23 protein-coding genes and 1 pseudogene are annotated in these 26426 nt (G+C 58.6%); 7 read left to right on the forward strand and 17 right to left on the reverse strand.

Annotated features, from left to right (window positions below):
• The first annotated feature begins 222 nt into the window (after nucleotides 1-222).
• From macA to AC07U6_RS16505, 3 genes are read left to right on the forward strand one after another with little or no spacing between them, the layout of a single operon-like run.
• Nucleotides 223-1356, forward strand: coding sequence for a macrolide transporter subunit MacA (macA, locus tag AC07U6_RS16495; protein WP_494763827.1), 1134 nt, complete (start codon nucleotides 223-225; stop codon nucleotides 1354-1356).
• Nucleotides 1353-3353, forward strand: coding sequence for a MacB family efflux pump subunit (locus AC07U6_RS16500; protein ID WP_494763828.1), 2001 nt, complete (start codon nucleotides 1353-1355; stop codon nucleotides 3351-3353). Before macA ends, AC07U6_RS16500 begins: the two co-directional genes overlap by 4 nt.
• Nucleotides 3350-4795 (forward strand): efflux transporter outer membrane subunit, encoded by a 1446-nt coding sequence (locus AC07U6_RS16505; RefSeq protein ID WP_494763829.1) that lies wholly within the window; start codon nucleotides 3350-3352, stop codon nucleotides 4793-4795. The genes AC07U6_RS16500 and AC07U6_RS16505 overlap by 4 nt, the downstream gene beginning before the upstream one ends.
• A gap of 10 nt (nucleotides 4796-4805) precedes the next feature.
• On the opposite strand, the pseudogene AC07U6_RS16510 reads toward AC07U6_RS16505, so the two are convergent.
• Nucleotides 4806-5090, reverse strand: a pseudogene (locus tag AC07U6_RS16510) (acid phosphatase); the annotation flags it as partial.
• Between the two features lie 137 nt (nucleotides 5091-5227).
• Here AC07U6_RS16510 and AC07U6_RS16515 point away from each other — a divergent pair.
• Nucleotides 5228-6154 (forward strand): LysR family transcriptional regulator, encoded by a 927-nt coding sequence (locus AC07U6_RS16515; protein ID WP_494763830.1) that lies wholly within the window; start codon nucleotides 5228-5230, stop codon nucleotides 6152-6154.
• Nucleotides 6155-6164: 10 nt separating this feature from the next.
• Here the strand turns inward: AC07U6_RS16515 and mdcH are convergent, their stop codons facing one another.
• The 13 genes from mdcH to AC07U6_RS16580 all read right to left on the reverse strand — a co-directional run bounded on the left by mdcH (nucleotide 6165) and on the right by AC07U6_RS16580 (nucleotide 19343).
• Nucleotides 6165-7067: a malonate decarboxylase subunit epsilon gene (gene mdcH / locus AC07U6_RS16520; protein ID WP_494763831.1), complete on the reverse strand. Its 903-nt coding sequence runs from the start codon at nucleotides 7065-7067 to the stop codon at nucleotides 6165-6167.
• Nucleotides 7064-7669 carry a malonate decarboxylase holo-ACP synthase gene (locus AC07U6_RS16525; protein ID WP_494763832.1) on the reverse strand — a complete coding sequence of 202 codons (606 nt, stop codon included), beginning with the start codon at nucleotides 7667-7669 and terminating at the stop codon, nucleotides 7064-7066. The genes mdcH and AC07U6_RS16525 overlap by 4 nt, the downstream gene beginning before the upstream one ends.
• A gap of 1 nt (nucleotide 7670) precedes the next feature.
• A complete protein-coding gene (locus tag AC07U6_RS16530) occupies nucleotides 7671-8630 on the reverse strand; it encodes an AEC family transporter (protein WP_494763833.1) in 960 nt (319 codons plus the stop codon).
• Nucleotides 8631-8759: 129 nt separating this feature from the next.
• On the reverse strand, nucleotides 8760-9560 hold the full coding sequence (gene mdcE, locus AC07U6_RS16535; RefSeq protein ID WP_494763834.1) for a biotin-independent malonate decarboxylase subunit gamma: 801 nt from the start codon (nucleotides 9558-9560) through the stop codon (nucleotides 8760-8762).
• A complete protein-coding gene (locus AC07U6_RS16540; RefSeq protein WP_494763835.1) occupies nucleotides 9557-10393 on the reverse strand; it encodes a biotin-independent malonate decarboxylase subunit beta in 837 nt (278 codons plus the stop codon). Before AC07U6_RS16540 ends, mdcE begins: the two co-directional genes overlap by 4 nt.
• Nucleotides 10386-10685 carry a malonate decarboxylase acyl carrier protein gene (gene mdcC / locus AC07U6_RS16545; protein WP_494763836.1) on the reverse strand — a complete coding sequence of 100 codons (300 nt, stop codon included), beginning with the start codon at nucleotides 10683-10685 and terminating at the stop codon, nucleotides 10386-10388. Before mdcC ends, AC07U6_RS16540 begins: the two co-directional genes overlap by 8 nt.
• 143 nt (nucleotides 10686-10828) lie before the next feature.
• Nucleotides 10829-11683: a triphosphoribosyl-dephospho-CoA synthase gene (locus AC07U6_RS16550; protein ID WP_494763837.1), complete on the reverse strand. Its 855-nt coding sequence runs from the start codon at nucleotides 11681-11683 to the stop codon at nucleotides 10829-10831.
• Nucleotides 11683-13335: a malonate decarboxylase subunit alpha gene (gene mdcA, locus AC07U6_RS16555; protein WP_494763838.1), complete on the reverse strand. Its 1653-nt coding sequence runs from the start codon at nucleotides 13333-13335 to the stop codon at nucleotides 11683-11685. Before mdcA ends, AC07U6_RS16550 begins: the two co-directional genes overlap by 1 nt.
• A gap of 255 nt (nucleotides 13336-13590) precedes the next feature.
• The gene (gene olsF, locus AC07U6_RS16560) at nucleotides 13591-15318 is read right to left on the reverse strand and encodes a bifunctional ornithine lipid synthase OlsF (RefSeq protein WP_494763839.1); all 1728 of its coding nucleotides are present in this window, start codon (nucleotides 15316-15318) and stop codon (nucleotides 13591-13593) included.
• A gap of 136 nt (nucleotides 15319-15454) precedes the next feature.
• Complete coding sequence (locus tag AC07U6_RS16565) at nucleotides 15455-16165, reverse strand: proteasome-type protease (protein WP_494763840.1); 711 nt, start codon at nucleotides 16163-16165, stop codon at nucleotides 15455-15457.
• A gap of 18 nt (nucleotides 16166-16183) precedes the next feature.
• On the reverse strand, nucleotides 16184-16984 hold the full coding sequence (locus AC07U6_RS16570) for a transglutaminase family protein (protein WP_494763841.1): 801 nt from the start codon (nucleotides 16982-16984) through the stop codon (nucleotides 16184-16186).
• The gene (locus tag AC07U6_RS16575; protein WP_494763842.1) at nucleotides 16984-17913 is read right to left on the reverse strand and encodes an alpha-E domain-containing protein; all 930 of its coding nucleotides are present in this window, start codon (nucleotides 17911-17913) and stop codon (nucleotides 16984-16986) included. The genes AC07U6_RS16570 and AC07U6_RS16575 overlap by 1 nt, the downstream gene beginning before the upstream one ends.
• Nucleotides 17907-19343 carry a circularly permuted type 2 ATP-grasp protein gene (locus tag AC07U6_RS16580; RefSeq protein ID WP_494763843.1) on the reverse strand — a complete coding sequence of 479 codons (1437 nt, stop codon included), beginning with the start codon at nucleotides 19341-19343 and terminating at the stop codon, nucleotides 17907-17909. The genes AC07U6_RS16575 and AC07U6_RS16580 overlap by 7 nt, the downstream gene beginning before the upstream one ends.
• A 262-nt stretch (nucleotides 19344-19605) precedes the next feature.
• Between AC07U6_RS16580 and AC07U6_RS16585 the strand changes: the two genes are divergently transcribed.
• Both AC07U6_RS16585 and AC07U6_RS16590 read left to right on the forward strand, forming a co-directional pair.
• The gene (locus AC07U6_RS16585; RefSeq protein WP_494763844.1) at nucleotides 19606-20595 is read left to right on the forward strand and encodes a transcriptional regulator; all 990 of its coding nucleotides are present in this window, start codon (nucleotides 19606-19608) and stop codon (nucleotides 20593-20595) included.
• Nucleotides 20519-20962, forward strand: a complete 444-nt coding sequence (locus AC07U6_RS16590) for a hypothetical protein (RefSeq protein WP_494763845.1) — start codon at nucleotides 20519-20521, stop codon at nucleotides 20960-20962. The genes AC07U6_RS16585 and AC07U6_RS16590 overlap by 77 nt, the downstream gene beginning before the upstream one ends.
• Before the next feature lie 12 nt (nucleotides 20963-20974).
• On the opposite strand, the gene AC07U6_RS16595 is transcribed toward AC07U6_RS16590, so the two are convergent.
• Nucleotides 20975-21967, reverse strand: a complete 993-nt coding sequence (locus AC07U6_RS16595) for a lysozyme inhibitor LprI family protein (RefSeq protein WP_494763846.1) — start codon at nucleotides 21965-21967, stop codon at nucleotides 20975-20977.
• A gap of 202 nt (nucleotides 21968-22169) precedes the next feature.
• Between AC07U6_RS16595 and AC07U6_RS16600 the strand changes: the two genes are divergently transcribed.
• Nucleotides 22170-22652 (forward strand): YlaC family protein, encoded by a 483-nt coding sequence (locus AC07U6_RS16600; protein WP_494764556.1) that lies wholly within the window; start codon nucleotides 22170-22172, stop codon nucleotides 22650-22652.
• Nucleotides 22653-22695: 43 nt separating this feature from the next.
• Here the strand turns inward: AC07U6_RS16600 and AC07U6_RS16605 are convergent, their stop codons facing one another.
• Nucleotides 22696-24102: an aminotransferase-like domain-containing protein gene (locus tag AC07U6_RS16605; protein WP_494763847.1), complete on the reverse strand. Its 1407-nt coding sequence runs from the start codon at nucleotides 24100-24102 to the stop codon at nucleotides 22696-22698.
• 65 nt (nucleotides 24103-24167) lie between these two features.
• The gene (locus AC07U6_RS16610; protein ID WP_494763848.1) at nucleotides 24168-26291 is read right to left on the reverse strand and encodes a putative bifunctional diguanylate cyclase/phosphodiesterase; all 2124 of its coding nucleotides are present in this window, start codon (nucleotides 26289-26291) and stop codon (nucleotides 24168-24170) included.
• Nucleotides 26292-26426: the final 135 nt, after the last annotated feature.

A 26426-nucleotide genomic window follows, 5' to 3' on the forward strand; every position in this document is an offset into this window, starting at 1 on the left:
TCGGCTCATCTCAAATTTCGAAATTTAAATATCCTTATTAACTATTACAAAGCACAGATAATAAGAGTATGGTTACAGGGGAGCAGCAAAATTGTTGCCCTCCTGTAACCACTAATCCCAAATAAAAATTCCCTCTAAAAGTCTGCGGACCTGCTACGCTGATTAAAGACCTGTATTGCGCTGATTTTACTGTTGATTACAGATTCATGGAGCGAGGTTCATGTGACATTAGCCCGTGTTGGTTCTAAACGCCTGTGGCGCTATGGAGTTCTCTTACTGCTTGTCGTCGCAGGGTGCGTTATTTGGTACCAATACGCCAGCCGCGCAGCCGCCGTTCCTCCCGTTACCGCCAGCGTCAGCCGCCAGACGATCGAAGAAACCGTCATGGCGTCCGGCATCCTGCAACCGGTGCGTAAGGTGGACGTGGGATCGCAGGCTTCCGGTCAGTTAAAGAAGCTGCTGGTGCGCCCGGGGGATTATGTTGAAAAAGATCAGCTGCTGGGTGAAATCGATCCGGCCCTGTCGGAAAACGCGCTGCAGGATGCCCAGGTGGCGTTAAACAGCCTGCTGGCACAAAAGCTGTCGAACGATGCTCAGGTAAAAAAATCCCGGCTGACCCTGCAGCGACAGCGCGAAATGTACGCGCAGAATGCCGCCTCCCGCCAGGATGTGGAATCTGCAGAGGCCGATATGCAGGTACAGCTGGCGCAGCTGGCAGCGATGAAAGCGCAAATCCACCAGCAGCAGATTCGCGTTGATACCGCCAAAACCAATCTGGGCTATACACGCATACTTGCTCCCGTCAGCGGCACCGTACTGTCGGTCACCACTCAGGAAGGGCAAACCGTGGTGGCGTCCTATCAGGTTCCGGTGATTTTACAAATTGCTGACCTCAGCACCATGACCGTTCGTGCACAAATTCCCGAGGCGGATATTGCCCGTCTGCGCATTGGTATGCCGGTGTGCTTTACTACCCTTGGCATCAGCAGCCAGCCCTATTGCAGCAAGCTTAACGTGCTGGAACCGGCACCGGAAAAAATCAACAACGCTCAGTTCTTCAATGCCCTGTTTGATGTTGCTAACCCACAGGGCGCACTGCGGCCGGAGATGACCGCCCAGGTGACGGTCGTCTTACATCGCGCTGAAAACGTTCTGGCTATTCCCGTGACCGCTTTAGGTAAAGCGCTGCCCGATCGTCGTTATGAGGTGCAGGTCGCCAATGCCCAGGGTAAAACCACCACGCGGGAGGTGCTGACCGGGGTAGATAACACTCAGCAGATCGAAGTTAAAGAGGGCTTACAGGCGGGAGAAAAGGTCATTATTCCCGGTCAGGAAAGTACGCAGGAGGCTCAATGATCCCCGCAGACGATCCCGTATCCGGCAGTAGTCCCCTGTTAGCGCTTTCCGGCGTCAGCCGGCATTTTCAGGTCGATCGGGAAACATTTACCGTTCTGGACAATGTTTCTCTGACCATTCAGGCGGGCGAAATGGTGGCGATTATGGGCCCTTCCGGCTCAGGAAAATCCACCCTGATGAATATTCTCGGCTGCCTGGATACCCCCAGCGTCGGACAATATCGCGTGGCCGGGCGGGATGTACAACAACTGGACAATGATGCCAGAGCGCAGCTGCGGCGGGAGCGATTTGGCTTTATTTTTCAACGCTATCATCTTATCCCATCGCTTTCCGTACAGAGCAACGTGGAGGTCCCCGCCTGCTATGCCCGGCAGTCCAGATCGCTCCGACAGGATAACGCCGGGAAATTACTTTCTCGCCTCGGGCTGGCCGACTACCTGCGCCGTAAAGTGACTCATCTGTCGGGCGGGCAGCAGCAGCGGGTCAGCATCGCCCGGGCCCTGATCAACGGTGGCGAAATCATCCTGGCGGACGAGCCCACCGGTGCGCTGGACAGCCAGCACGGACGGGAGGTTATGCATCTGCTGCAAACGCTGCATCGCCAGGGGCACACGGTAATTATCATTACCCACGATCCGCTGATAGCCCAGTACGCGCGACGTATTATCGAAGTATCCGATGGCAGGATTATCGCCGATCGGGCCAATCCCCAAAGTGAAGAGAGGCCTGCGGATACCAACCGCGATCGGCCTGAAACCTTCTCCGTTAACAAACCAGCGGTTGCGCGGCCTGCGTGGCGGGCGAAGTGGAGCAGCACAACTGAAGTTCTGTGGAATGCGATCGGTTCACTGCGCGCTCACCGGGTGCGTACGGGAATGACGCTGTTGGGGATTGTGATTGGCATTGTTTCCGTTGTCTCGCTCAATGCCGTAGGCGAAGGCGCAAAGAAATATGTGCTGGATACGATGTCATCACTGGGGGGCAATATTATCACTCTCTATCCCGGTAAGGGTTTTGGCGATGACCAGTCGGAGGGCGTGCGCTCTCTGCGCGAGCGGGATCTGCAACTCCTGGCCGAATTGCCCGGTGTGAAGGCGATAAGCCCGCACGTTAGCAGCACGCTGCGTATTCGCTGGCAGCGTGCGGATACCAACGCCACGATTAACGGCGTGAGCGACAGCTTTTTAAAAACCGATGCGCTAAAGATTGTAGCGGGCCGGGGCCTGTTGCCGAGGGATATTCAGCAGCAGACATCAGTAGTGGTGATTGACGAAAATCTGCGTAAAAAACTGTTCCCGGCATACGTTGAGCCGCTGGGGCAGATTATTATGGTCGGCCCGCTGCCGTGTCGTATTGTCGGTATAGCCCGCAGTAAGTCAGACTTCAGCGGTAACAACCTTAATTTATGGATGCCCTGGAGTACGGCCAACAGCCGGCTGCTTGGCCAGAGCTGGTTTAATAATATTGCGGTATCGCTGGAGGACGATGTCCCTATCGCGACGGCAAAAAAGGCCATCCAGCAATCTCTGCTTCGCCTGCACGGCAGGCAGGATTTCTTTATTCTCGACAGCGCCGATTTTGTCAGCGCATTTGAAAAAACCAGCTTTGCCCTGATGCTATTTCTTTCTTTAATTGCGCTGATTTCACTGCTGGTTGGCGGGATTGGTGTGATGAATATCATGCTGGTTTCCGTAACGGAGCGTACCCGTGAAATCGGTATTCGCATGGCGGTAGGTGCCAGACGCCGCGATATTCAGTGGCAGTTTCTGACGGAGGCGATCCTGCTTTGTCTGACCGGTGCCGTAGTCGGAATACTTCTGTCGCTCGGTATCGGTATACTGCTTTCGCTGTTCGTTCAGCGCTGGCAGATGGTGTTCTCACTTCAGGCGATGCTGATGGCCGTAACCAGTGCGGTGATTGTTGGCATTCTCTCGGGCTGGCTTCCGGCCAGGAAAGCAGCACGCCTCGATCCGGCAGAGGCACTGACGCGCGAATGAAACTGACGACATATTCACTATCCTCCTTTGTGTACAAAACCCGGCTTAGTCTGCTGTGGTCGATCGCATTGCTCAGCGGCTGTAGCTGGCAGCTCAGCACACCGCCGGAAGCCCCGCCGCTGCCCACCCGCTGGGTATCCGATACGGGTCAATCAACATTCGGGAAAACAGCAACCCGGGATTTCTGGTCTTCCCTGGGCGATCCCGCCCTGCCGGGTTTGCTTGATCGAGCTTTTCGTCATAACCACGATCTGAAACTGAGCAGCCTTCAGATGAAACTGACGCAGATCCAGGCGTCGCTCACCGGGCTATCTCGCTGGCCGGATGTTTCCCTCGGTGGTAATGCCGGTCTGTCACGGCCGCTGGATAACCCCGACGGATTCATCTCGCGCTCAGCGGGTTTGGGAGCTTCGCTAAGCTATCCGCTGGACATCTGGGGTTACCAGCTGGCACAGCGTGAAGCGGCAGATATTGATGCAAAGGCCAGCGAAACGGACTGGCAGGCGGCACGGCTCGCCCTCAGCGTCTCGGTTGCTCAGGCGCACTGGCAGCTGGGATATCTGAATCGGGCCTTGACCAATGCACGATCCGATCTTGCCGATGCCAGTAACACTCTTAATCTGGCGCAGATTCGCTATCGGGCCGGGGCAACATCCGGCAGCGATGTGGTCTTTGCCCGCCAGGCGCTGGCGGGACAGCAATCGGCCCTGTCGCAAAGTCAGCAGCTGCTCACCGAAGCACGCTTTGCCTTTGCGGTACTGATGGGGGAAGCCCCGGAATCAAGACAGATCGAACTTGAAGATTTAACAGATACGCCGCTACCCGTGCCGGATGCGGGCCTGCCTGCCGACATTCTCTCACGCAGACCGGATGTCCATGCCGCTGAACTGCGAGTACGCAGTAGCCTGGCAAGTGCTGATGCGGTACGGCTCAGCTTTTATCCGCAACTGACGCTGACGGGCAGTCTCGGTACTGCCAGTTCCACACTGACCAACTATCTGGCCAACCCGGTGGGATCGCTGGCTGCCGCCCTTTCCCTGCCCTTCGTCCAGTTCAATACCGCGCGTTTCAACAAAGAGGCGGCAAAAATACGTTATGAAATGGCGGTCATTAACTTTAAAAAAACAATCTATACCGCGCTACAGGATACGGAAAACGCGCTATCTGCCCGTCAGCGGCTAACAGAACAGGCGCAGTTCTTACAAGAATATCTGGCACAATCTCGCGAGGCGGAGCGTCTGACGCAGGTTCGCTGGCAGCAGGGCAGCACTGATATTCAGCCGTGGCTGGATGCGCAGCGCGCCCGCCGCCAGGCGGAACTCAGCCTGCTGCAAAATACGCTGGCACGTAAAAATAATGCCGTACAGCTGTACGCCGCCCTTGGGGGAAATTATCAGGCAACATCGTCTTTATCAGGGCCTGAAAGCGAGGCCAGCCCCTGAGTCGTCTGTCTTAACGTCCCGCCGCCTTCACCGCGTCATGCAGATTCAGGCGCTGCCAGAAGCACTGAGACGCGTCGCCGGAGAGCGGATAGCCGTCCGCCAGCGCGGTGCGTACCATCGGCTGGCGGCGCTGGGCGGTGCTGAGGTTCGGCAGCGGTGCTTTCAGCAGCACTTCAGCGCCTTCCGGCACCACCAGCGGCGACGCCTTTACCTTCGCGGCAGGCAGGTTATAGGTCATGGTAAAGCGATAGAAGGTCTGCATCGCTTTGGCGGCATACGGATCATCCTGTGCTTGCACCTGGCGCGGGAAAATCAGGGGAAAATGGAAATGTACTTGCCGAATTTCGCCGCATCAAAGCGTAAAACCCGGCGCGCATCTTCATCATAGACTCGTTAAACTCACCACATTGCGACTAACGGAAACAGGTCAAAATGAGCATCGATTCGGATATCACCATTCGTAAACTGGAAATATTCATCTCCTTTATGACAAGAGGCAATCTTGCCCGTACGGCGGCTGAGCTGGGGATTAGCAACGTCAGCGTGCATCGCGCCCTGCACAGTCTGGAAGAGAGCCTGCGCTGCCCGCTGTTTATTCATCAGGGGCGTAATCTGGTGCCGATGCCCGCCGCGCATACGCTGTGGGAATACAGCCTGGAAGCGCTGGACCTGCTGTCACGCGGCGTGGAAGAGGCACGGAAAACGGCCGGAATGAGCCAGGGGAGTCTGCGGCTGGGTACGCTCTATTCGCTAACCCTGGAGACCATTCCACAGCTGATTATGGGCATGAAGCTGCGCCGCCCGGATCTGGAGCTGGAGCTGACGATGGGCTCTAATAAGATGCTGTTAAATCGTCTGAAGGAAGGGTCGCTGGACGCGGTGCTGATCGCCACGTCCTGCGAGCAGATCAATCACGCTCATCTGGAAACGCTGCCGCTGTTTGAGGATAATATTTTTCTCGCGGCACCGGCCACATCCGGTCTGGATGTCAGCCAGGAGGCCGATCTGCGCGACTTCCGCAAGGAGAAATTTGTGTCTCTGGATGAAGGCTTTGCAACCTGGCAGGGCTTTCGTGAAGCGTTTGCCATTGCGGGCTACGAACCGGAAATCGTCACGCGGGTGAACGATATCTTTTCAATGTTGAGCCTGGTGCAGGCCGGGGTGGGCTTTACGCTACTGCCGGGGCGGATGAAGCGGGTTTATGAAAATTCGGTACAGCTGCTGCGGCTGGCGCAGCCCTATCAGATGCAGCAAAACATCGCGATTGTCTTTGAGCGCAACCGCGAGCACGATCCGAATCTACTGGCGCTGGTCGCCGAAGGCCGGATGTACAGCCGCCAGCGCGGTGCGAAATCCTGATCCCGGAAGACTAGTTCCTGACTCTCTGCGCCAGCCGGGATGACAGTTCGGGTCCGCTCTGCTCCAGAGAGATCGCTTCACCGCCGAGGTTAAAAGACTGCCGCGTCAGGCCGGTCAGTCCCGAGCCAGGCGGCATCTGGATCGCCAGACCGACTTCGCGTTCTTCTGCCGCCACCATGGCATCATACCAGTTCACCCTGCGGGCCATATTCCAGGCCAGATCGTCGGCAATCTGCTGCGGCTGCCACAGCACCCGCGCGCTGCTGCCGCTGAGATACGCACAGCGTGGACGATGCAGCGTGACAGTCTGGAAAGCCTGCGCCAGCTCATGCGCGGGCTTCGCCAGCAATTCACAGTGCGAAGGCACGCTCACCGCCAGCCGACAGGCGCGCTGGGCACCAAGCGATTTCGCTGCGGCACCGACCCGCGCCATTGCCGCATCCGATCCGGCAATCACCAGCTGCTGCGGGCTGTTGACGTTGGCCAGCCAGCAGTCATCGCCCAGCAGCGGCAGCAGTTCCGACTGTGGAAAACCGACAATCGCCGTTAATCCATAGCCCTGCGGCCAGGCGTTCTCCATTAGCGTACCGCGCAGTGAAACCAGCCGCAGCGCATCGCTGAATTCCAGCGCGCCAGCCACCACCGCCGCAGGATACGCACCGATCGACAGCCCGGCGGTCATATCGGCAACGGTGCCCTGCCGCTCAAGGGCGCGGGCGTGGGCGACGCCGCTAATCAGGATGCACAGCTGTACCGCACGGGTATGCACAAGTGCCTCCGTGCGGTCCAGCAGTCGCGCATCCTCCGCCAGGACGTCGCTGACCTCATCAAGCAGCGCATCACCGTCAGGCAGCTGTTGTAACATGCCGGGCCGCTGTGCGCCCTGGCCTGGGAAAGAGAAAAGGACTTTCATTCTGTACTCCAGGGCCGATCGGTCAGCAGCGGGCCATGTGGTGTTTTCAGCATCACCCGCCCTTCCCGCAGCCATTCTGTTAACGCAAAACCACCACACGGCGTACCAATTTGTGTATCCACCCGACAGGGAAGCTGGCTGATAAACGTCTGCCAGCGCAACAGCTCGGCGTTATCCAGCGGACAGTGGCTGTGGATCAGCAGATCGAGATCGCTGCTGTCGCGCAGCACCGGCACTTCGGTCGCCAGCGCATAGCCGACGCTGCCGGTGATCCCCCAGCTCCACGGCCACGCCTGCTGGGCCAGCTGAAGCGCAGCCTGTAGCGGCGGCTGGGAAATATAGGGTGAAGCCAGCAGCCGTGCCGGATCGCTGAGCATTTCCGGCGACACAATTCGCCGGATAAGGCGGGGATCGACCCAGCCTGCGGCCCGCAGATCGCGCCGCAGGCCGCGTACGCCAACCGGCACGCGTCCGCCCTCATCAGCGTCCCTGCGCACCACCAGAGGCAGCGCGGGCCGCCACTGGCTGGCTACCCATTCAGGCAGATCGCCCTGCAATGCGGCGCGGTCGGAAACCCAAATCAGATCGTGTGGTGAACTCATTTCACATCCCGGAAGTCAGCGTGATAAACAACGGCAGGCTAAGGATACACAACAGTGAGGTGATTAGCAGAACGGCCTCTGCATCCGGTGACTGCACGCCAAAGCGGTTGCCGAATACCACCCCGAAGAAACCCGCCGACAGTGCGATCATCAGGATCGCCGTGATCGCCACCTGACCATGCAGGCCCATCGCCAGTACTATGCCCCATGCGATCAGCGGCTGGATCAGCAACTTGGTGATGCTGCCCACGATCACCGCACCGTTGATGCTCAGCTTACGCGCGGAGAGGATCACCCCGGTGAGGAACAGTGCGGCAGCGGTAGCCGCCAGGCCAAGCGGTTTAATTGCTGCCAGCACGATTTCCGGCATGCCGATCCCCAGCCCGGACAGCACCACGCCCAGCAGCGGACCCCAGACGATAGGTTTAGTCACCGAACGCCACATCAGGATTGGCAGCATACCGATGCCGGACTGCTGGCCATTGCCCGCCGCCAGCGCTTTTTCACGCTCGAGGATCAGCAAGCAGAACGGCGTCAGCAGCACCGAACCACAGGCGATCGATACCGCCACAGACAGCGACGTCGATGGCCCTTCACCCAGTACGCTACCGAGGATCGGCAGGCCCAGCGCCGCATAGTTCGGCAGAGCAACAGTGAGCGTCAGTACGGCAGCATCCTGCGGTGACTTATGGAACAGCCGCGTGGCCATAAAATAGATGGCAAACCAGCCCACCCACATCGACAGCACCAGCACCACGATCAGCGGCGACTGCTGGACAATCCCCAGCCAGGGGGTTTTAACCGTCGCGCTGAACAACGCGGCGGGTAGCGCGAAATCCATCACAAAGACGTTTAGCAGAGCCACATTTTTGTTGTCCACCATCTTCGCTTTCCCTGCATAAAAGCCGAGCAGCATAATCACGAAAATGGGGGCAAGCGCATGAATAATTATATATGTCATAACATCACCTGGTAGTCTGATTAAGCATCGGTGCGATGATTATTATTTTATTTTTCAGGTCATTGCTGCGGGGGCGAATGCTCCATTTGCCCCCGCAGATAACCCGGCAGGTTAGTCTTAGCGACTTTCTTACCAGGCTGCGCGCATCAATTCGCGAACCCGTTTTGAACTGCTGCGGTTTTCTGCCTGCAGGCGACACTGTAGTCCGGGATCGCGGCGGGCGGCGGCGATGGCGGCGGCCAGCGCCTGGCGTACCTGTGCGACATCTCCGGCATCCGGTTCGTCCGGTTTGCTGATATCCAATAGCGATTCCAGCAGGCCCAGCGTCTGGTAGTGGTCAATGTCGTAGGCCATCGGTGGGATGGTTTCCGCCAGTTTTTCCAGCGCCTCGACACTGCGCAGAGTGATACGTGCTGCCGCCTCTTTGCCCATCGCATGGATCATCACGCCGCCGTCATTAAAGGCGATCAGCCGGTTAGCCTGATAGCCGTGAGCCAGAAACGCCCCCGACATCGCCTTGCCGACAATCAACCCAATTACCACATGGCCTGCCAGCCGCGCGCTGGCATAAGCACCTGCCGCTGCGGCCAGCGCCTGATGGATTCCAAAAGCTTCTTCACGGCGACCATAGGCCTGACTGGGAACGTCGATCACCGCAACGATGATGCGTTTTTCAGATTTATTTGCGTCTTCCGCTACGGTTTCACTGACCACTTTCGCCAGCGTCCAGCCCTCAAGCAGTCCGGCTTCCCCGCCGGCTGCGCGTGGGAAGTGGTTATTTTTATCCGCCACCACGGCGATAAAACGCGCGGCCTCACCGTGAACTTCACCGTCCGCGACCTGAACTGACGGGCACAGCCCCGGCATCCTGCTGGCACCGGGAGTCAGTGTTTGCAGCCAGATTTCACCGCGTCCTGTTTGCTGTTTCATGACCGATCCTCCTTGCTGAAAAGCCGCGTAATTTGCTGTGCGTCCGCCTGCTGGCGGGTATCAAACTTCGTCAGCCGCGGCAGATACCAGGGATAATTTTCGGAACGGTGTACCGCCGGTACGCCCTTCGCCAGCGCGTCACGCATCGCCTGCTTCACCGCCTTCTGGCCATCGCTGACCAGCGCATCCACCAGACCGCTGGCCGCACGGGTTTCGCCGCCGGTCATGCTCCAGATAAACGGACGGTCGCGGGAGTCATACTCATCAATGCCCGCCTCCTGCTCGATAACCTGCGGGCCATTCAATCCCAGCCGCGCTTCGCGGGTGACGATCAGATAGCTGCACAGTCCGGCAGCGATGGACATACCGCCGAAGCAGCCGACGGTACCGGCAATAATACCCACTACCGGGGTATAGCGGCGCAGATCGACGATCGCCGCGTGGATGTCGGCGATAGCTGCCAGCCCCAGATTGGCTTCCTGTAGCCGCACGCCGCCGGTTTCCAGGCACAGCACCGCACGGGTGGGAATGCCGTTGCGGTTATCTTCCGCCGCCAGCTCCAGCGCCGCCGCCATTTTGGCTCCCGATACTTCGCCCATGCTGCCGCCCTGGAACGCCCCTTCAATGGCAATCACTACTGCGGGCTGACCCTCGATGGTGCCTTTCGCCACCACCATGCCGTCGTCGGCCTGCGGGACGATCCCCTGCCTCGCCAGCCACGGTGAGACGATCCCTTCAAAGGGGTCTAACAGCTCGCGGAAGCTGCCCTGGTCCAGCAACAGCCGTGCGCGCTGACGTGCATTCAGTTCAATAAAGCTGAGATCGTTACGCATCGGCTACCTCCTCAAATACCTGCTCAATGCGGATCCTCGCCACGCCGGGCGTGGCACCGAAGTCGTGGATGGTCATCTGACCGGCGGGCAGATCCCCGAAGGTGCCCAGCCGCTCGAACAGCGCCGTCCAGCGCTTGTTGCTGTTATCGACGGAGGTGACGATGTCAACGTTCAGGGTGTCGCTGCCGTCGGCGACAAACAGCACTTCCATGTCGCCTGAGCCTACAACGCCCGCCAGCGCTCTGCCGTTCAGGCGTCGCGAGGCTGGAAAATAAAGGCTTATCTGTTGCATAAGATCCTCTTGAAATAAAAATCCTTGTGTCGGACGGCCGCTACGGACCGCCGCTTCGGAGTGTCAGGAACCCACACTGACGGATGTGACTCACCGCAGGCTTGACTCACCGCACCGATAGCGGGCCTGCATCACGTTACGCATCAGGCCGGGCAGATGCGGTCAAGAAACAGCGCGGCGGAGAGCAGATCGGCCGCGCCGCCCGGTGAAGCATTCAGCGCCAGCATGTCAGCATCCAGCTTTGCCAGCGCGCGCTGCCCCGCAGGCTGGCTGACGCCGCCTGCTTCCAACACCGCTCGTGCGCCCTGCTGCATCGCATTCAGTCCTTCCATGCCCGCCCGCGACAGCACGCAGGTATCGCTGAGTGACGTCATCATGATCATCAGCGTATCCAGCCGGGCTTCACTTTCGCTGGCCCCCTGCCGGCGGCTGCGGCGCAGCTGAGGCAGCGCCAGGTTCACCACGTGCGGGAAGCCCTGCTGGGCCTCTTCACGCGCCCCCGGCAGACGGTAGCGCGAGCTGGCGCGGTGACCGTTACTGAACAGCTTCGGTGCCGCGTCATCCGGCAGCATTGCCAGCGCGGCTGCACCGTCAACGACCTGCTGCACGCTGCCTTCGCCACCGCGCATCGCGCTGGCCGCGATCAGCAGGCCCAGCGCCCAGATCGCCCCGCGATGGGTGTTGACCCCGCCGGTGGTCTGCATCATCTGCGCTTCACCTTCGCGACCGAGCCGTCCGACCAGCTGGCGCAGAGCAATATCGACCGGTCGCTGCCAGCACTGCAGCGCCAGCGCGTAGAAGGTCGGCGTCAGGCTGTGAGCCGAACGCTCAAGGAGATCCAAAGTGAGGTCCGTGTGCGCACCGCTTCCCCGACGATCCACCAGACCAGGCTTGGGCGTCAGGTTCGCTTCCTCCAGCAGACAGTGGGCCGCCACCACGGCCAGGTGCCGCGCATGGCGCTCTGCGACGATCGCGGCGAGCTGCCGCTGCGGGCTCATTACCAGCTCCTGAATTTAGCCGGTGGCTGATACAGCCCGCCGGACCATTCGACCAGGTCCGCAACGCTGCCCGCCGCCAGCAGTGACCGGCTGGCATCGGTACGGCGAATGCCGATATCTTCCGGGAACACCACTTTGCCTTCGCGACGCAGCTTAGCCACGCGCTGCGCATCCACACCGAGGCCAACGTCGGTGATACCGGCAACCGCCGCCACCATCGCCCGGCGCTCTTCCAGCGAACTGGCACGATAGAGATAGGCAATCCCCTCTTCGGTCAGCACGTGGGTGACGTCATCGCCGTAAATCATCACCGGAGCCAGCGGCATACCGGCGGTTTTCGCCACGTCTATCGCCTCCAGTTTTTCGACGAAGGTGGGTTTAACGCCCGCCTGGAAGGTTTCCACCATCTGCACCACCAGCTTGCGGCCACGCGCCAGCGGGTCAGGCTCATTGATCATCGCCAGCCAGGCCGGGGTAGCGTGGCGGCGGCCGTGCGGATCGTGGCCCATGTTCGGCGCGCCGCCAAAGCCGGAGAGGCGGCCCCGGGTCACGGTCGAGGAGTTTGCCTGGCCGTCAACCTGTAAGGTCGAACCGATAAACATATCGACCGCGTACTGCCCGGCCATCTGGCAGAAGGCACGGTTAGAGCGCATGGAACCATCGTGGCCGGTAAAGAACACGTCCGGGCGGGCGGCAATGTAGTTTTCCATGCCCAGTTCGCCACCGAAGCAGTGCACGCTTTTCACCCAGCCGCTTTCAATGGCCGGGATTAGCGTCGGATGCGGGTTCAGCGCCCAGTGGCGGCAAATTTTGCCCTTCAGGCCGAGTTTCTCCCCGTAGGTTGGCAACAGCAGTTCGATGGCGGCGGTATTAAAGCCGATGCCGTGGTTCAGCGACTGGACCTGGTGTTCGGCGTAGATACCTTTAATCGCCAGCATCGCCATCAGCACGTGTTCCTGCTTAATCAGACGCGGATCGCGGGTAAACAGTGGTTCGATAAAGAAAGGCTTGTCCGCCACCACCACGAAATCTACCCATGAACCGGGGATATCCACGCGCGGCAGATCGCATTCATCATCGACCAGTTCGTTAACCTGAGCGATAACGATGCCGTTGTGAAACGCGGCGGCTTCGACCAGCGCCGGGGTGTCTTCGGTACTGGCTCCGGTATAGAGGTTGCCTTTGTGGTCGGCTTTAAAACCGGCGACCAGCGCCACATCGGGCGAGAGGTCGATAAACAGGCGGGCGTAAAGTTCGATGTAGGTGTGAATGGCCCCGATTTCCAGCAGGCTATCTTCCAGCAGCTGCGAAATACGCAGGCTCTGGGTACCGGAAAACGAGAAGTCCAGCCTGCGGGCAATGCCCTTTTCAAAGATATCAAGGTGCTCGCTGCGGCCAACGCTGGGCATAATCATATGCAGGTCGTGCAGCGTCTGCGGGTTCACCTGCGCCAGCGAACGCGAGAGAAAATCAGCCTGCTTCTGGTTGTTGCCTTCCATCACCACCCGGTCACCGGGGGAGATCAGCTTTTCAAGCATGGCGACGATATCGTCGGTGGGCAGGACTTTATGCGGGATACCGAGGCTGGCTATACGGCGCTGTTTCTCGCGCCGACGCGTATCCCAGACCTGGGGTGACGGGGTAGATAACATGGTTAACCTCCTGTAATTGCATCTTCTCAAGATGCTTTCAGTATGGCAGCCAGTCTGTACCGGAATGGGTTGTTCATCAATTACGCTTTGTGCCTGATTGTTACTCTGAGAGTAACAATTAAAATAAACCGCCCGTTGTTCAGGGAATTACGGCTAACGCACGGAATATATTCACTTTATGTCCAGCAGGCTGCATCAAAAATGCCACACACGTGTGCCAGTTTATTAACCGGAACGTTTGTGGCGGGAGGGGCGTCAGCCGACGGCCGTTTCCGGCTCCGGCTGATGGTGGATGGAGATATAGCGCTGGAAGCGGCTCTCTTTCAGTCGGGTGAGGTCAACCAGCACCAGGCCGTCGATGCAGTGGTTAAAGTCGGGATCGCTGCCGAAGTCGATAAACTGCACGCCGCCGCTTTCGCACAGCTCGGAATACTGCTTATACAGCGGCGGAATGCCGGTGCCGAGATTAGCCAGCAGGCGCTTAAGACGTTTGAGGTCTTCACTGTAGTTATCGCCGCTGAACTGGGCCAGCACGTCCGGTAGCGATGCCGGATACGGGCGGCGCGAGGTGGCCAACGGCAGCAGCGGCGCGAAGTAGAGGCGATAGAACGCCACCAGCAGATCGCGTGCCGCCAGCGGCAGGCCGCCGGAGATGGAAACCGGGCCGAACAGATAGCGGTACTGCGGGTATTTCGCCAGCCAGGCGCCGATGCCCATCCACAGATAGTCGAGGCCGCGTTTGCCCCAGTAGGCCGGCTGGATAAAGCTGCGGCCCAGTTCGATCCCCTGCATCAGCACCGGGTTCATCTGGTGATCGTAGTGGAACAGGCTGTGGCTGTAGATCCCCTCCAGTCCCCGACGCTCGAACTGCTCGGCAGTGGGAATAAAGCGGTAGGCACCGACGATATCCAGCGCTTCTTCGTCCCAGAGGATCAGGTGGTAATAATCGTCGTCGTAGTCGTCGAGGTCACGGCGGGTGCCGCTGCCCTCGCCCACCGCGCGGAAGGCGATCTCTCGCAGGCGGCCCAGCTCGCGCAGGATCGGGACATAGACTTCGCCGTTGCGGCGGTAGAGGTAAATGGTTTTGCCATCGGGCAGTTTGCCGAGCACTTCACAGCCCGCCAGCGCGCGCTTCAGCACCGCACGGTCTTCGCTGCGGGCGATGGCCGCTTCGGTCTGGAACAGCGCGGATTTTCCCTGCGCCACGCGATACAGATGGCGGCGAAAGCGGGCGGCCAGCTCTTTTGCCGGGGTCCGGCCATCGTGCCAACTGGCGTAGGGAATGCGCGCGCCGATTTTCAGCTTCAGCCGCTCGCCGCGATTGCCAAACATCTCTTTCACCAGCAGCAGCATCGACAGCGGCTGGTAGATTTTTGAAGTCAGGTAGAACAGCGCACTGTTGCGTCCGCTGACGTGGATCGGCACGATCGGCGCTCGGTAGCGCGCCGCCAGCCGCAGGAAGCCGTGACTCCATTTGCCGTCCTTCACGCCTTTACTGCCGAAGCGAGAAACCTCGCCCGCCGGGAAGAAGATCAGCACGCCCTGGCTTTCCAGCTGGTCCTGCATCAGCGCGACCTGCTGGCGGCTGGTGCGGTTGCCCATGTTATCCACCGGTACCATCAGACTGCTGAGCGATTCCAGACAGTTCAGCAGGCGATTGGTGACGATTTTCACATCGCGCCGCACCTGCGACACCGCGTGCAGCAAGGCCAGACCGTCCAGCGTGCCGAGCGGATGGTTGGCGACAATCACCACCGGCCCCTGGCTGGGGATCTGTTCCAGATCGCGCTCGCTCAGTTCGCAGCTGACGTCGAGGTATTCCAGTACCTGTTCAACCATATCCAACCCTTTCAGGTGTTTATTGCGCTGGTTGAATCGCTGGAATTCTTTTTCATGCAGCAGGCGGCGCAGGACGCTTTTCTGCCAGGAAGGGGTTTCATGCTGCGGATAGAGGTCTTCAAGTACGGTTTCAATGGTAAACACAGGCTTATCTCCCGGGTGTTTTATCCGCACACTAAACACCGGGAATGACGCCAACATGGCAAAAAAATGACGAAAAAAAGACAGCGTGGCGCGGCCTGTTTCGCCGCGCTATAAGGGGTTAAAAAGTAGAGGGAAATTACTCTTCCAGCTGTAGGGAAGGTAGCTGGGAGAAAACGCTTAACAGCCCGCAGCTCCACAGCTGGCGGATCTGCGAGAAGTAGGGATGCTTCTCGGTAATATGATACTGCTGCGCGGTGCTGAAGCTGTCCGCCGGGTAGATCATCACGTCCAGCGGCAGCCCGACCGAAATATTGCTCGCCAGAGTGGAATCCATCGAGATCAGCGCGCACTGCATCGCCTGATCCAGCGGCGTGTCGTAGCGCAGCACGCGGTCGATAATCGGCTTGCCGTATTTGCTTTCGCCAATCTGGAAGTACGGCGTATCGGTGCTGGCCTCAATAAAGTTGCCCTGCGGGTAGATCTGGAACAGCCGTGGATCTTCGCCTTTGATCTGTCCGCCGAGCAGCAGCGTGCCGCCAAACTCTTCGCCATCGCGCTTGATCACCGAGCGCAGCGTTTCGCCCACCAGCAGCGCCACGTCGTACATATTGCTACAGCTCATCAGGTTCGGCTTTTTAGCGTCTTCACAACCCCGGCGCAGCAGGCTCAGGGCACTCTGCGTGGTGGCAAGGTTGCCGGCGCTTTGTAGCACCAGCGTTCGCTCATCATCCTGTTGAAATACATGAAGCTTACGGAAAGAGGAGATATGATCCACGCCCGCATTGGTACGGGTGTCGGAAACGAAAATCATCCCTGACGATAAGCGCATTGCGACACAATAGGTCATAGTTTTCCCGATTAACGATTACTGCTGCGAATTCATCTGCTGCACTGCGGCAACCGCCTGCATATCCTCACTGCCGCCTCCGAGGCGCATACCGCGCACCGGACAGGCATCCAGATAGTCCACACCAATGGCCAGCTTCAGGTGCTGACGGGTGCTGCGGGTGTTGTTGGTGATATCAAAGCTGTGCCAGCCGTCGCCGATCCACACTTCTACCCAGGCATGGGTCGCCACGTGCTCCACATTGTCAGTATACAGATAGCCGCTGACGTAGCGTGCGGGAATCTGCAAACTGCGACAGCAGGCCAGAAATACGTGGCTGTGATCCTGGCAAACGCCGCTGCCGGCGGCAAAAACTTTCGCCGCGCAGTCGGTCACCAGAGTACTGCCCGGCTGCCAGGGCATTTTCAACAGCAGTTCGCCCATCAGGCGTTCCAGGCTTTCTAGCGGCGCTTCCGGCCGATAATAGCGGCGGGCGAAGTCGCGGATGGCCTCATCCGGCAGGGTCAGCGCACTTTGACGTAAAAACACCAGCGGCGACAGCGCGTTGACCCGCTCGTCGGCAAACTCGCCGCCGTCAATGATTTCAACCACCCCGCGGGCCTCAATTTCAATCGCCTGATGCGGCGTATCCAGCGTCAGTACGTGCAGTACGTTGCCCCAGGCATCGGTGGTGCACACCGCCTCGCCCGGCAGCCGCAGCTCCCAGGAGATAATGCGCTGATGGACGGAGTCCTGCGGCGTCAGGCGCAGGTACTGGATGCTCTGCGTCACCGGGTCCTGATAGCTGAAACAGGTTTTATGTTCGATGGTCAGCTGCATTATTTCGCCTCCAGATAGGTATGATGAATGCTGTCAGACAGGGTAGCCAGTTCGCCCAGAAAGGCGCTGAGCCACGCGTGCAGTCCGCGATCGAGTACCGATTCTTTGCTGCTGAAACGCAGCTGCGCGTGCAGCACGCTGATCAGATAGCGCGGACGATCCTCACCGCTGCTGCCGATCTGTTCGAGCAGTCCGGCGATCTCTTCCACGCAGGATCGCAGCGATCGTGGGCTTTCTTCGCGCAGGATCAGCATTTCATTCACGCCCTCCGCCGCCAGCTGCTGTTTGTAGATGCTGTGATAGGCTTCGCGGGCCGAAACCGAGCGCAGCAGCGTATCCAGCCGGTAGTATTCCCGCACCGTGTCGTCGTCGGCATCCGAGAGGTACTGATACGCATCCAGCAGGCGTGCGGTGCAGTCGGCGCGCTCCAGCAGCGTGCCAAGGCGGACAAAGTTCATCGCGTCGCCGCGCATCAGCGTGCCAAACATCGCCCCGCGAAACAGATGGCAGCGCTCTTTCACCCAATCAAAGAACGCATCCGCCCCGCCGCTGCCGACGCCGCGTCGCCGGATTTTGCGCAGTTCAATCCAGCTGGAATTGATGCTTTCCCACACTTCCGAAGAGAGGCTGCCGCGTACCGCGTGGGCATTGTTCCACGCCGCCTGCCAGCAGTTGTAAATGCTGGCAGGATTGCGATCGTCGAGGGCGAAAAAGCTGAACAGCTGCGGCATCGCCAGCGCGTCGTTGACCGACCAGAAGAGCTCGCTGGTGTTGGTGAGGTTTAGCGGAACGCGCAGCTCGTTGTTGTGGCTGCCGCGCACCGGCATCAGCGACAGACGGTTGGTGACGTCAAGCACCCGGGCAATATTTTCCGCGCGCTCCAGATAGCGCGCCATCCAGTAGAGGCCAGTAGCCGTGCGACTCAGCATGCGTCATCCTCCAGAATCCAGGTGTCCTTGGTGCCGCCGCCCTGCGAGGAGTTCACCACCAGCGAGCCTTCGGTCAGCGCCACACGGGTCAGCCCGCCGGGCACCAGACGGATCTCCGCGCCACTGAGAGCAAACGGACGCAGATCGATATGGCGCGGTGCCAGCCCCTGCTCCACAAAGGTTGGGCAGGTTGAAAGCGCCAGCGTGTGCTGGGCGATGTAGTTTTGTGGCCGCGCCTTTAGCAGCGCACGGAAATCTTCCAGCTGCTGTCGGCTGGCCACCGGGCCGATCAGCATGCCGTAGCCGCCGGCACCGTGTACCTCTTTCACCACCAGCTTTTCCAGGTTCGCCAGCACCCAGGAGAGATCTTCCGGGCGGCGGCACTGCCAGGTCGGCACGTTGTTGAGAATCGGGTCTTCATCCAGGTAGAAACGCACCATATCCGGCACGTAGGGATAGATCGATTTGTCATCGGCGACGCCGGTGCCAATGGCGTTGGCCAGCACCACGTTACCGCTGCGGTAAACCGACAGCAGGCCGGGTACGCCCAGCATCGAATCCGGGTTGAACGCTAACGGATCGAGGAAGGCATCGTCCACGCGGCGGTAGATTACATCCACCTTGCACGGCCCGGCGGTGGTACGCATCAGCACCGCGCCATCCTTCACAAACAGATCGGCGCTTTCCACCAGCTCCACCCCCATTTGCTGAGCAAGGAAGCTGTGCTCGAAGTAGGCGCTGTTAAAGCGGCCCGGCGTCAGTACCACCACCACAGGATCGTTGACCGGCGAGCTTTCGCGCAGGGTTTGCAGCAGGAGTGAAGGATAACGTTCAACCGGCGCAATGCGCTGATCGGCAAACAGCTCCGGGTAAAGCCGCATCATCATTTTGCGGTTTTCCAGCATATAGGACACCCCGGACGGAGTGCGCAGGTTATCCTCCAGCACGTAGTATTCGCCGTCGCCGCTGCGCACCATATCTACCCCGGTGATATGCGCATAAATATTGCGGTGCAGGTTGATCCCCTGCATGCAGGGCTGGTACTGCTCGTTAACCAGCACCTGTTCGGGTGGGATAATGCCGGATTTCAGGATATACTGATCGTGATAGATATCGTGCAGGAAGGCATTCAGCGCCTGGACGCGCTGGCGGATGCCTTTGTCGAGCATCGCCCATTCCGCAGCGGGTATGATGCGCGGCACACTGTCGAACGGGATAAGCCGTTCCGCGCCGCCGTCTTCGCCATAAATGTTAAAGGTGATCCCCACGCGGTGAAAGAGCAGCTCCGCTTCTTCGCGCTTGCGCGCAATCGCCTGCTGGTCGGCCTGCTGAAGCCACTGCCAGTATTCCCGATAATGTTGACGATAGTGTCCATCGCTCAGCAACATTTCATCATAAAAGTGCGACGCTAATTCATAGCTTTGATTCATGATTTCCCTACCGCTGTCTGTGAACCCACGATCAAAGCTGCACAAAGCGTGCCAGTATCCCTGGCGAAGGAAGCACCCCGCGAGACGCAAGACCCAGGCTCGGGTGGCAAATAGCCGATTTGTTAGCAAAATGCATGAAAATGAAGCGTGCACTTTCTTTCGCACCAGAACGGTGCACGATCGTAAAAAAGAAGGGGAAGTTGCGCTAACTGGCCGCCACCCGTCATAATATTCAGTGACAAACTTCTGCCTAGCGGTGCTTATGACTCCATCTCTCATCATTCATCATTGGCTGATTGACCATGCCTCCGGCTCGCTGATCCATCAGATCACCGGGGAACAGCGTCGTCTTGGCGAGTATCAGCTCAAACTGTTACAGGTTCTGGCCGATCATGTGGGCCAAACGCTGACGCGGGAAGAATTGACTAACCTGGTGTGGGAACGGCGGGTTATTGGTAATAACAGCCTGCCTAACGCCATTCACGCCCTGCGCCTGGCGCTGGAGGATGACGGTAAGCAACAGCGTATTATTAAAACCGTGCCGAAGAAGGGCTATATTCTTGAAGCGGAATTCTGCCAGTTTATTACCCTGGCGGATATTCTGCCGCAGCCCGCCGAGTCTTCTGCCAGCGAAGAAGCGCTGACGGAGAGCGGGCCTGACACGGATGTCCATCCTGACAACGCCACTCAGGTACACGCGGAGCTGGTTACCCCTGCCGCGCCGCCCGCTTCTGCTCCCGCTGTGGAAGCACCCTTCTGGCGCTGGCTGGTGCTGGGCCAGGTCATCATACTGGCCGCCCTGTTAGTGGTTCTCGCCCGCAACTATTTCACCGCCTCGCCGACGCAGCTGCAGGAAAAAAATTCGGTTGCCTACAGTAGTATCCGCCTGGTTGAGGTCCGCCACGGCTGGGACGGTTCATCCGCCTCCGAGGATTTGAATAAGCAGCTGGGGCCGGTGCTGTTTTCACTGAATCAGTATCTGAAAAATCGTCAGGTCAATATGGAGGTGTTCTTCTTTACCTCCGGTACCACGCTGAACTACACCATGACCTTCATTAACCGCTGCAACCGCAGGCAGCTGGCGATGAATATTATCAACTGGCGAACCGACGGCGCGCAGCTGAGTGCGCTGATCTATCGTGAAAGCGAGAGAAAAATCAATGAAATGGCGAACTGTGTCGATAAGTCTGCTGGCAATAACGCTGCTGCTGCTGCTGACAGCAGCGCGACTAAAGCTGCTGCCGCTCGGTAATCAGGATCTGTTCAGCCGCGATTTTACCGGCTCAAACCTGCAACTGGGCTATTACGATCTGCTGGCCCCCCAGAGGGAGATTTATGATACCCATTTTATCATCCAGGATAAGACGGCGATCATGACGCTGACCAGCCCGAACGATAACCGTTTTCTGGCTAAAGTCAGCCTGGAGCAGAAGAGCGTTAGCGCACACAGCGTGGCGTTCAACTTTCATCAGATTTACTATGCCGACAACGGCTCAGCGCGGATGATTAAAAATATCCTCGGCTACGCGCAGAATAACGGCGTGCGTTTTGAAACGCTGGAATTTGGCGACGAGCAGTTGCTCATCACCCCGTCAGGCCAGATTTTCAACTATCACTAGCCGCCTGAGCGCTTAGCGTTCTGTGAACCTTGAGCGCCAGTTAGCCAGCGTTTTCGGCATGCTGTTTTTCCCTTTTTCGGTGGTGGCGTAGTGCAGCTGAACCCCTTTGTTGTCCTTGCCCGGCTCAACGCGCAGCGCCCAGATTTTGCCATCCGGGGTATACATAATCATCGACGATTTGCGGTTGGCCATCCCCTTCACCCACAGCGTTAACACCGTTGCGCCGAGACTGTCCTCATCCGTGCTGTATACAAAGCTGGTCGCGGTCGCCAGATACTGCTGATAGTCGTCGCCCACCAGCTCACGGAAGCGATCGTCGAGTGCTTTATCCGGCAAAATCCCTAAGGTGAGCAGCGTGGCGGGCGGGCGCGGATCGCTGGCGGCTTTAACATAGACGCCGTCGATGGCCATTTCACCCGGCAGCAGCATATCGCAGCCGCCGCTGCTATCACTGCTGACTTCGAGTTTTCCGTCGGAGCGCGGTACCAGAATGATTGCACAGTGCCCGCCCCAGGCAATTTCATTGGTGTAGCCAACGCCGTAATAATCATTGACGCTGCCGCTGAGCACCGAGCTGTAGACGCCACCCCAGACGGTAGCATCCATTTTAAAACCCCAGTCGGCGGTGCTATGGATGAGAATTTTTCCGCCGTTACCGTGGGTGGCGGTGGTATTCCACCATACGCCCTGCCAGTCGAAGGAATCCGGGACGCCGTACAGCTGTCCGATACCGTTCAGATAGGCACGCCGCAGGCAGGCGTCGCTGGCGCAGACGTCGCGGGAGCGGGTCCAGCTATTTACGATGCTTTCCACCCGCTGCGGGTTTTCTACCACCACATCGCGAAATGAATCAGTGAACAGGCGGTCCAGCCACGTCAGCTCTTTATTGTCGCAGATGGTGTTTTCTACTACCGTTGAAGCACGTCCGCAGTCCAGCGCCTGGGCGGATGACATCCCCAGCAGGAGCAGCAGGATAATCTGTAAAAAGCGGGAGTGGTTAACCATGATGCCTGTCCATTGATTCCCTTATCGGCCCTTCCGGGGGAATGGGTAAAATTTTACACTACGCCGCGCAAGGTCGCTATAAACTCCCTTCTGCAGACAACTGTTATAGCTTAATAGCCCTAAACTGTGTCTGCTGTTGCAGCGAAAACTGTGATTTACTTTCACTCTGCCCGGGCTCTTTGAACAGAGGTAAAAAATGGAAATGGAAGAAGTTAAACAGATTCTGCTGCGCGAGATCGATACGCTCAATCGCGAGGAGCAGCGCGATAATAAGCCGCGTTTCAGCTTTAAGTTCCTGAAAACCCATCCGGGCCTTTGGGCTTCTATGTATGGCTGCTACGTGCTGACCGTGGCGCTGATCTTTACCACCGACTTCCTTGGCTGGCCCGCATTTTGGGGCGCCACGCTGTTCGTCCTGCTGATGAGCGGGCTGATGCTGATGGATATCAACCCCAAATATCGCTTTGAAGATATTGATACTCTTGATCTTCGCGTGTGCTACAACGGCGAATGGTACTATATCCGCACCCTGTCACCGGAAGCGGTAAATGATATTCTCGGCAGCGAGAAGGTACCGGAAAACGTGAAGCAGGGCATTAACAAGCTGCTGTCGCTGAAGGGCGAAGTTGACTTTTATGACGTGTTCCATCTGACCTGGGGTCAGAAAAACGCCGCCACTATCTGATGCCTGCCGCTGGCGATCGGTTAGCCCTCAGGGCCGATCGCCGCTATAACAGTTCGCCGATCAACGCTCCCAGCTTCGCCACCGCCACCTCCTGCGTGTCATCCCACCATGCCGTATTAAATCGAAAATAGTTCGCGTACTGCTCGCTGGAAGAGAACATTTTCCCGGGCGCGATACTGATCTTCTGCTCCAGCGCGCGGAAGTACAGTTCGGTGGTATTCACCTGTTTTGGCAGCTCAATCCACAGGAAATAGCCGCCGCGTGACTCGTTGATTTTTGCCCCAGCGGGTAGATGCCGCTTTAGCGACTGCAGCGCCAGATTCTTGCGCTGCTCCAGTACCTGCCGCAGCCGCCGCAGATGCCGATCGTAGCTGCGGGTGCCCAGATAGGTCGCCAGCGCCTGCTGCATCGGCGCGCTGGTAGATAGCGTGCTCATCAGCTGCATGCGCTGAATGCGCTGGGCGTGTTTGCCGCCCGCCACCCAACCCACGCGGAATCCCGCCACCAGATTTTTGGAAAACGACGAGCAGTGCAGCACGTTATCGTCGCGATCGAAGGCTTTGGCCGGCAGCGGCTTTTCACTGCCAAAATAGAGCTCACTGTAAACATCATCCTCTATCAGCGTGACGTTATGCTGTGCCAGCAGCGCGACCAACTGCTGCTTTTTTTCCCGGCTCAGCGTGCAGCCAACGGGGTTTTGCTGGTTGCTCATCATCCACATCGCTTTGATCGGCCAGCTTTCCAGCGCCCTGCTTAATTCATCCAGATCGATGCCGGTTTGCGGATCGGTCGCAATCGCCACCGTTTTCAGCTTCAGCCGTTCTATTGCCTGCAGCGCACCGTAGAACGATGGGTTTTCAATCGCCACCCAGTCGCCCGGCTCGGTTACCGCCTGCAGGCTGAGGTTGAGCGCTTCCATCGCCCCGTTGGTAATAACGATTTCATCCGGCGAAACCTGCACCCCCTGAAGGGCATAGCGCTGGGCAAGGGTTTTGCGCAGCGCTTCGTTGCCCGGCGGCAGGTTGTGCAGGGCATCCACCGGCTTCATGCTGTGGGATACGGTGGTCAACGCCCGCATCAGCTGGCGCTGGGGGAACAGTTCCGGGTCGGGAAAGGCTGAACCAAAGGGGACGATATGCGGATCGCGGCAGGCCTGTAGCACATCGAAGATAAACGCATTGATGTCCACCGACTCGGCCAGCTGCAGCTTTTGATGGCTGACCAGCTGGCTGAGAAATTCGGCGCGCGGCGCAACATAGTAGCCCGACTGCGGGCGCGAGATAATCCATCCCTGGCTTTCCAGCACCTGATAGGCGTGCATCACTGTCATCAGGCTGACGCCGCTCAGGCTGACCTGCTCCCTCAGTGAGGGAAGTTTTTCACCGGGCAGCCAGATTTCCGTCTCAATTTGCTGGCGGATTTGAGTCACCAGCTGTTCATATTTTGCCACGACTGTTACAGGCCATTGTCATCAAAAAGTGAACTATTATAGGTCAGCCGTTGAGCACAGTACAATCATCCGACATCGGCGGCCTTTGGCTGTTCCGGAGTGCTCTCTGCAACCCCTGTTGCTTTATCGGCGGTGAAAAAGTCAGCCAGCTCAGGCACTTTATCCGCCGCCAGAGGCCGCCCCAGAAGATAGCCCTGCAGGGTATTGCAGCCGAGACTGGTCAGGAACTGCTGTTGTTCCGGCGTTTCTACCCCTTCCGCCACCACCTTCAGGTTCAGAGTTTGCGCCAGCGCCACAATGGCGGAAACAATGGTGGCGTCTTCGGTCTGTTCCTGCAGCTCTTTCACAAAGGCGCGATCGATTTTCAGCTCGCTGGCCGGGAGCCGCTTAAGGTAAAGCAGGCTGGAGTAGCCGGTGCCGAAATCATCGATAGAGGCCTTCACCCCCAGTTCGGTCAGCTGAGTAAGGATGCGAATGCTTTCATCCGGATTGCGCATCGCCGTGGTTTCAGTCACCTCCAGCGTCAGCTGCTCCGCGGGGATCTGATGGGTGGACAATGCTTTGATCACCGTTTCAACAAGTCCGGTTTGCTCAAACTGTAACGCCGACAGGTTCACCGCCACCGACCAGCGGGTGTTGCCCTGTAGATGCCATACACGCAGTTGCCGGCAGGCTTCATCGATCACCCAGTTGCCGATACTGATAATCAGCCCGGTTTTTTCCGCCAGCGGCAGGAAAACGTCTGGCGTCAGCAGCCCGCGCTGCGGGTGCTGCCAACGCAGCAGCGCCTCAAAGCCCACCACCGGTCCGTCCGGCGCACGGAATTTTGGCTGGTAGAATAAGCGCAGTTCGTCGTTGTCCTGTGCCATCCACAGATCGTTGATTAGCTGGCGCTGGTTCTGCGCAATGATGTTTATTGAGGGCTGGAAAAAGCTGAAGCCATTACCCCCTTTGTTCTTGGTGTAATACATCGCCGCATCGGCGTTAAACATCAGTTCCCGCTCATCAACCCCATCCCCCGGGAAGACGGCCACGCCGATACTGAGCGACACCTGCAGCTCGTAGCGGGAGATATCGAACGGCTGCTCAATGCTTTTCGCCAGCGCACCGGCCACTACCGCTGCATCGTTCGGGTCCTCGATCTCCATTAGCAAAACAAATTCGTCGCCGCCCAGACGTGCCAGCGTGTGATGCCCAAGCAGTAGCGACTTCATCCGCTCGGTAACGGCAATCAGCAGGCTGTCGCCGATATGGTGACCGAAGGCATCGTTAACGCCTTTGAAACCGTCCAGATCCATAAACATCAGGGCAAACTTCGAGTTTTCCCGCGTGGCTTTATTGATTGCCTGATCGAGCCGGTCCTCCAGCAGGATACGGTTAGGTAGCCGCGTGAGGTTGTCGTGCAGCGCCAGCTGGGCCAGTTCGCGGTTGGCTTCTGCCAGTGAGGTTGCCAGCAGTGAAGTCCGCGCCTGCAGGCGGGCATCCAGCATGGAAACCAGCAGGGTAATACCGAGAATCGACAGCGTGACCACCACCACCAGCACCGCCAGCCAGTTGCTGTTGACTCCCATATGCGTCGCGTGGCTGCCCATCGGGAAGCTGGCCGCCGCCATGCCGGTGTAGTGCATTCCGGCAATCGCAATCCCCATAATCAGCGACGCACCGCCGCGCATCAGCGTCAGGCGACCGGTTCCCTGCCGCAGATGGAAGGCCAGCCACAGCCCGGCTCCGGAGGCCACCAGCGCGATCAGTACCGACAGCACTATCCAACCCCAGTGCCAGACGATACCCGGCTGTACCATCAGCGCGGCCATGCCGGTGTAGTGCATCGCCACCACACCGCTGCCCATAATCACCGCGCCCACGCTTAGCCGATACCAGGGAAGTTCACCGTAGCACACCGTCCACAGCGCGAAGATCGATGCCGCGACGGCAATCACCATCGACACGATGGTCAGAGTGGCGTCATAGCTCATCACCACCGGCAGGCTCATCGCCAGCATGCCGATAAAATGCATTGACCAGATGCCAACGCCCATGGCGAAGCCACCACCGAACAGCCAGAGCCGAGCTACCTTGCCGCTGGCGGTGGCGACCCGTCCGGCCATGTCCAGCGCGGTATAGGAGGCCAGAAAGGCGACGATAAACGAGATGATAACCAGCAGCTGGTTGTAGGAGCTCATTAACATGTGACGATCTCGGGAGCTGTGTGTCAGGGCGTAAGTCTCCCCGTACTCAGCGGTGCTGGCCCCGAATCGATTTTGGGATCCAGCCGCCGTTACGGGATGAAAATGATTAAAGAGGCTGATTTAACCATGCAAATT

The organism is Erwinia sp. GW821-FHT03D09 (assembly GCF_059420805.1).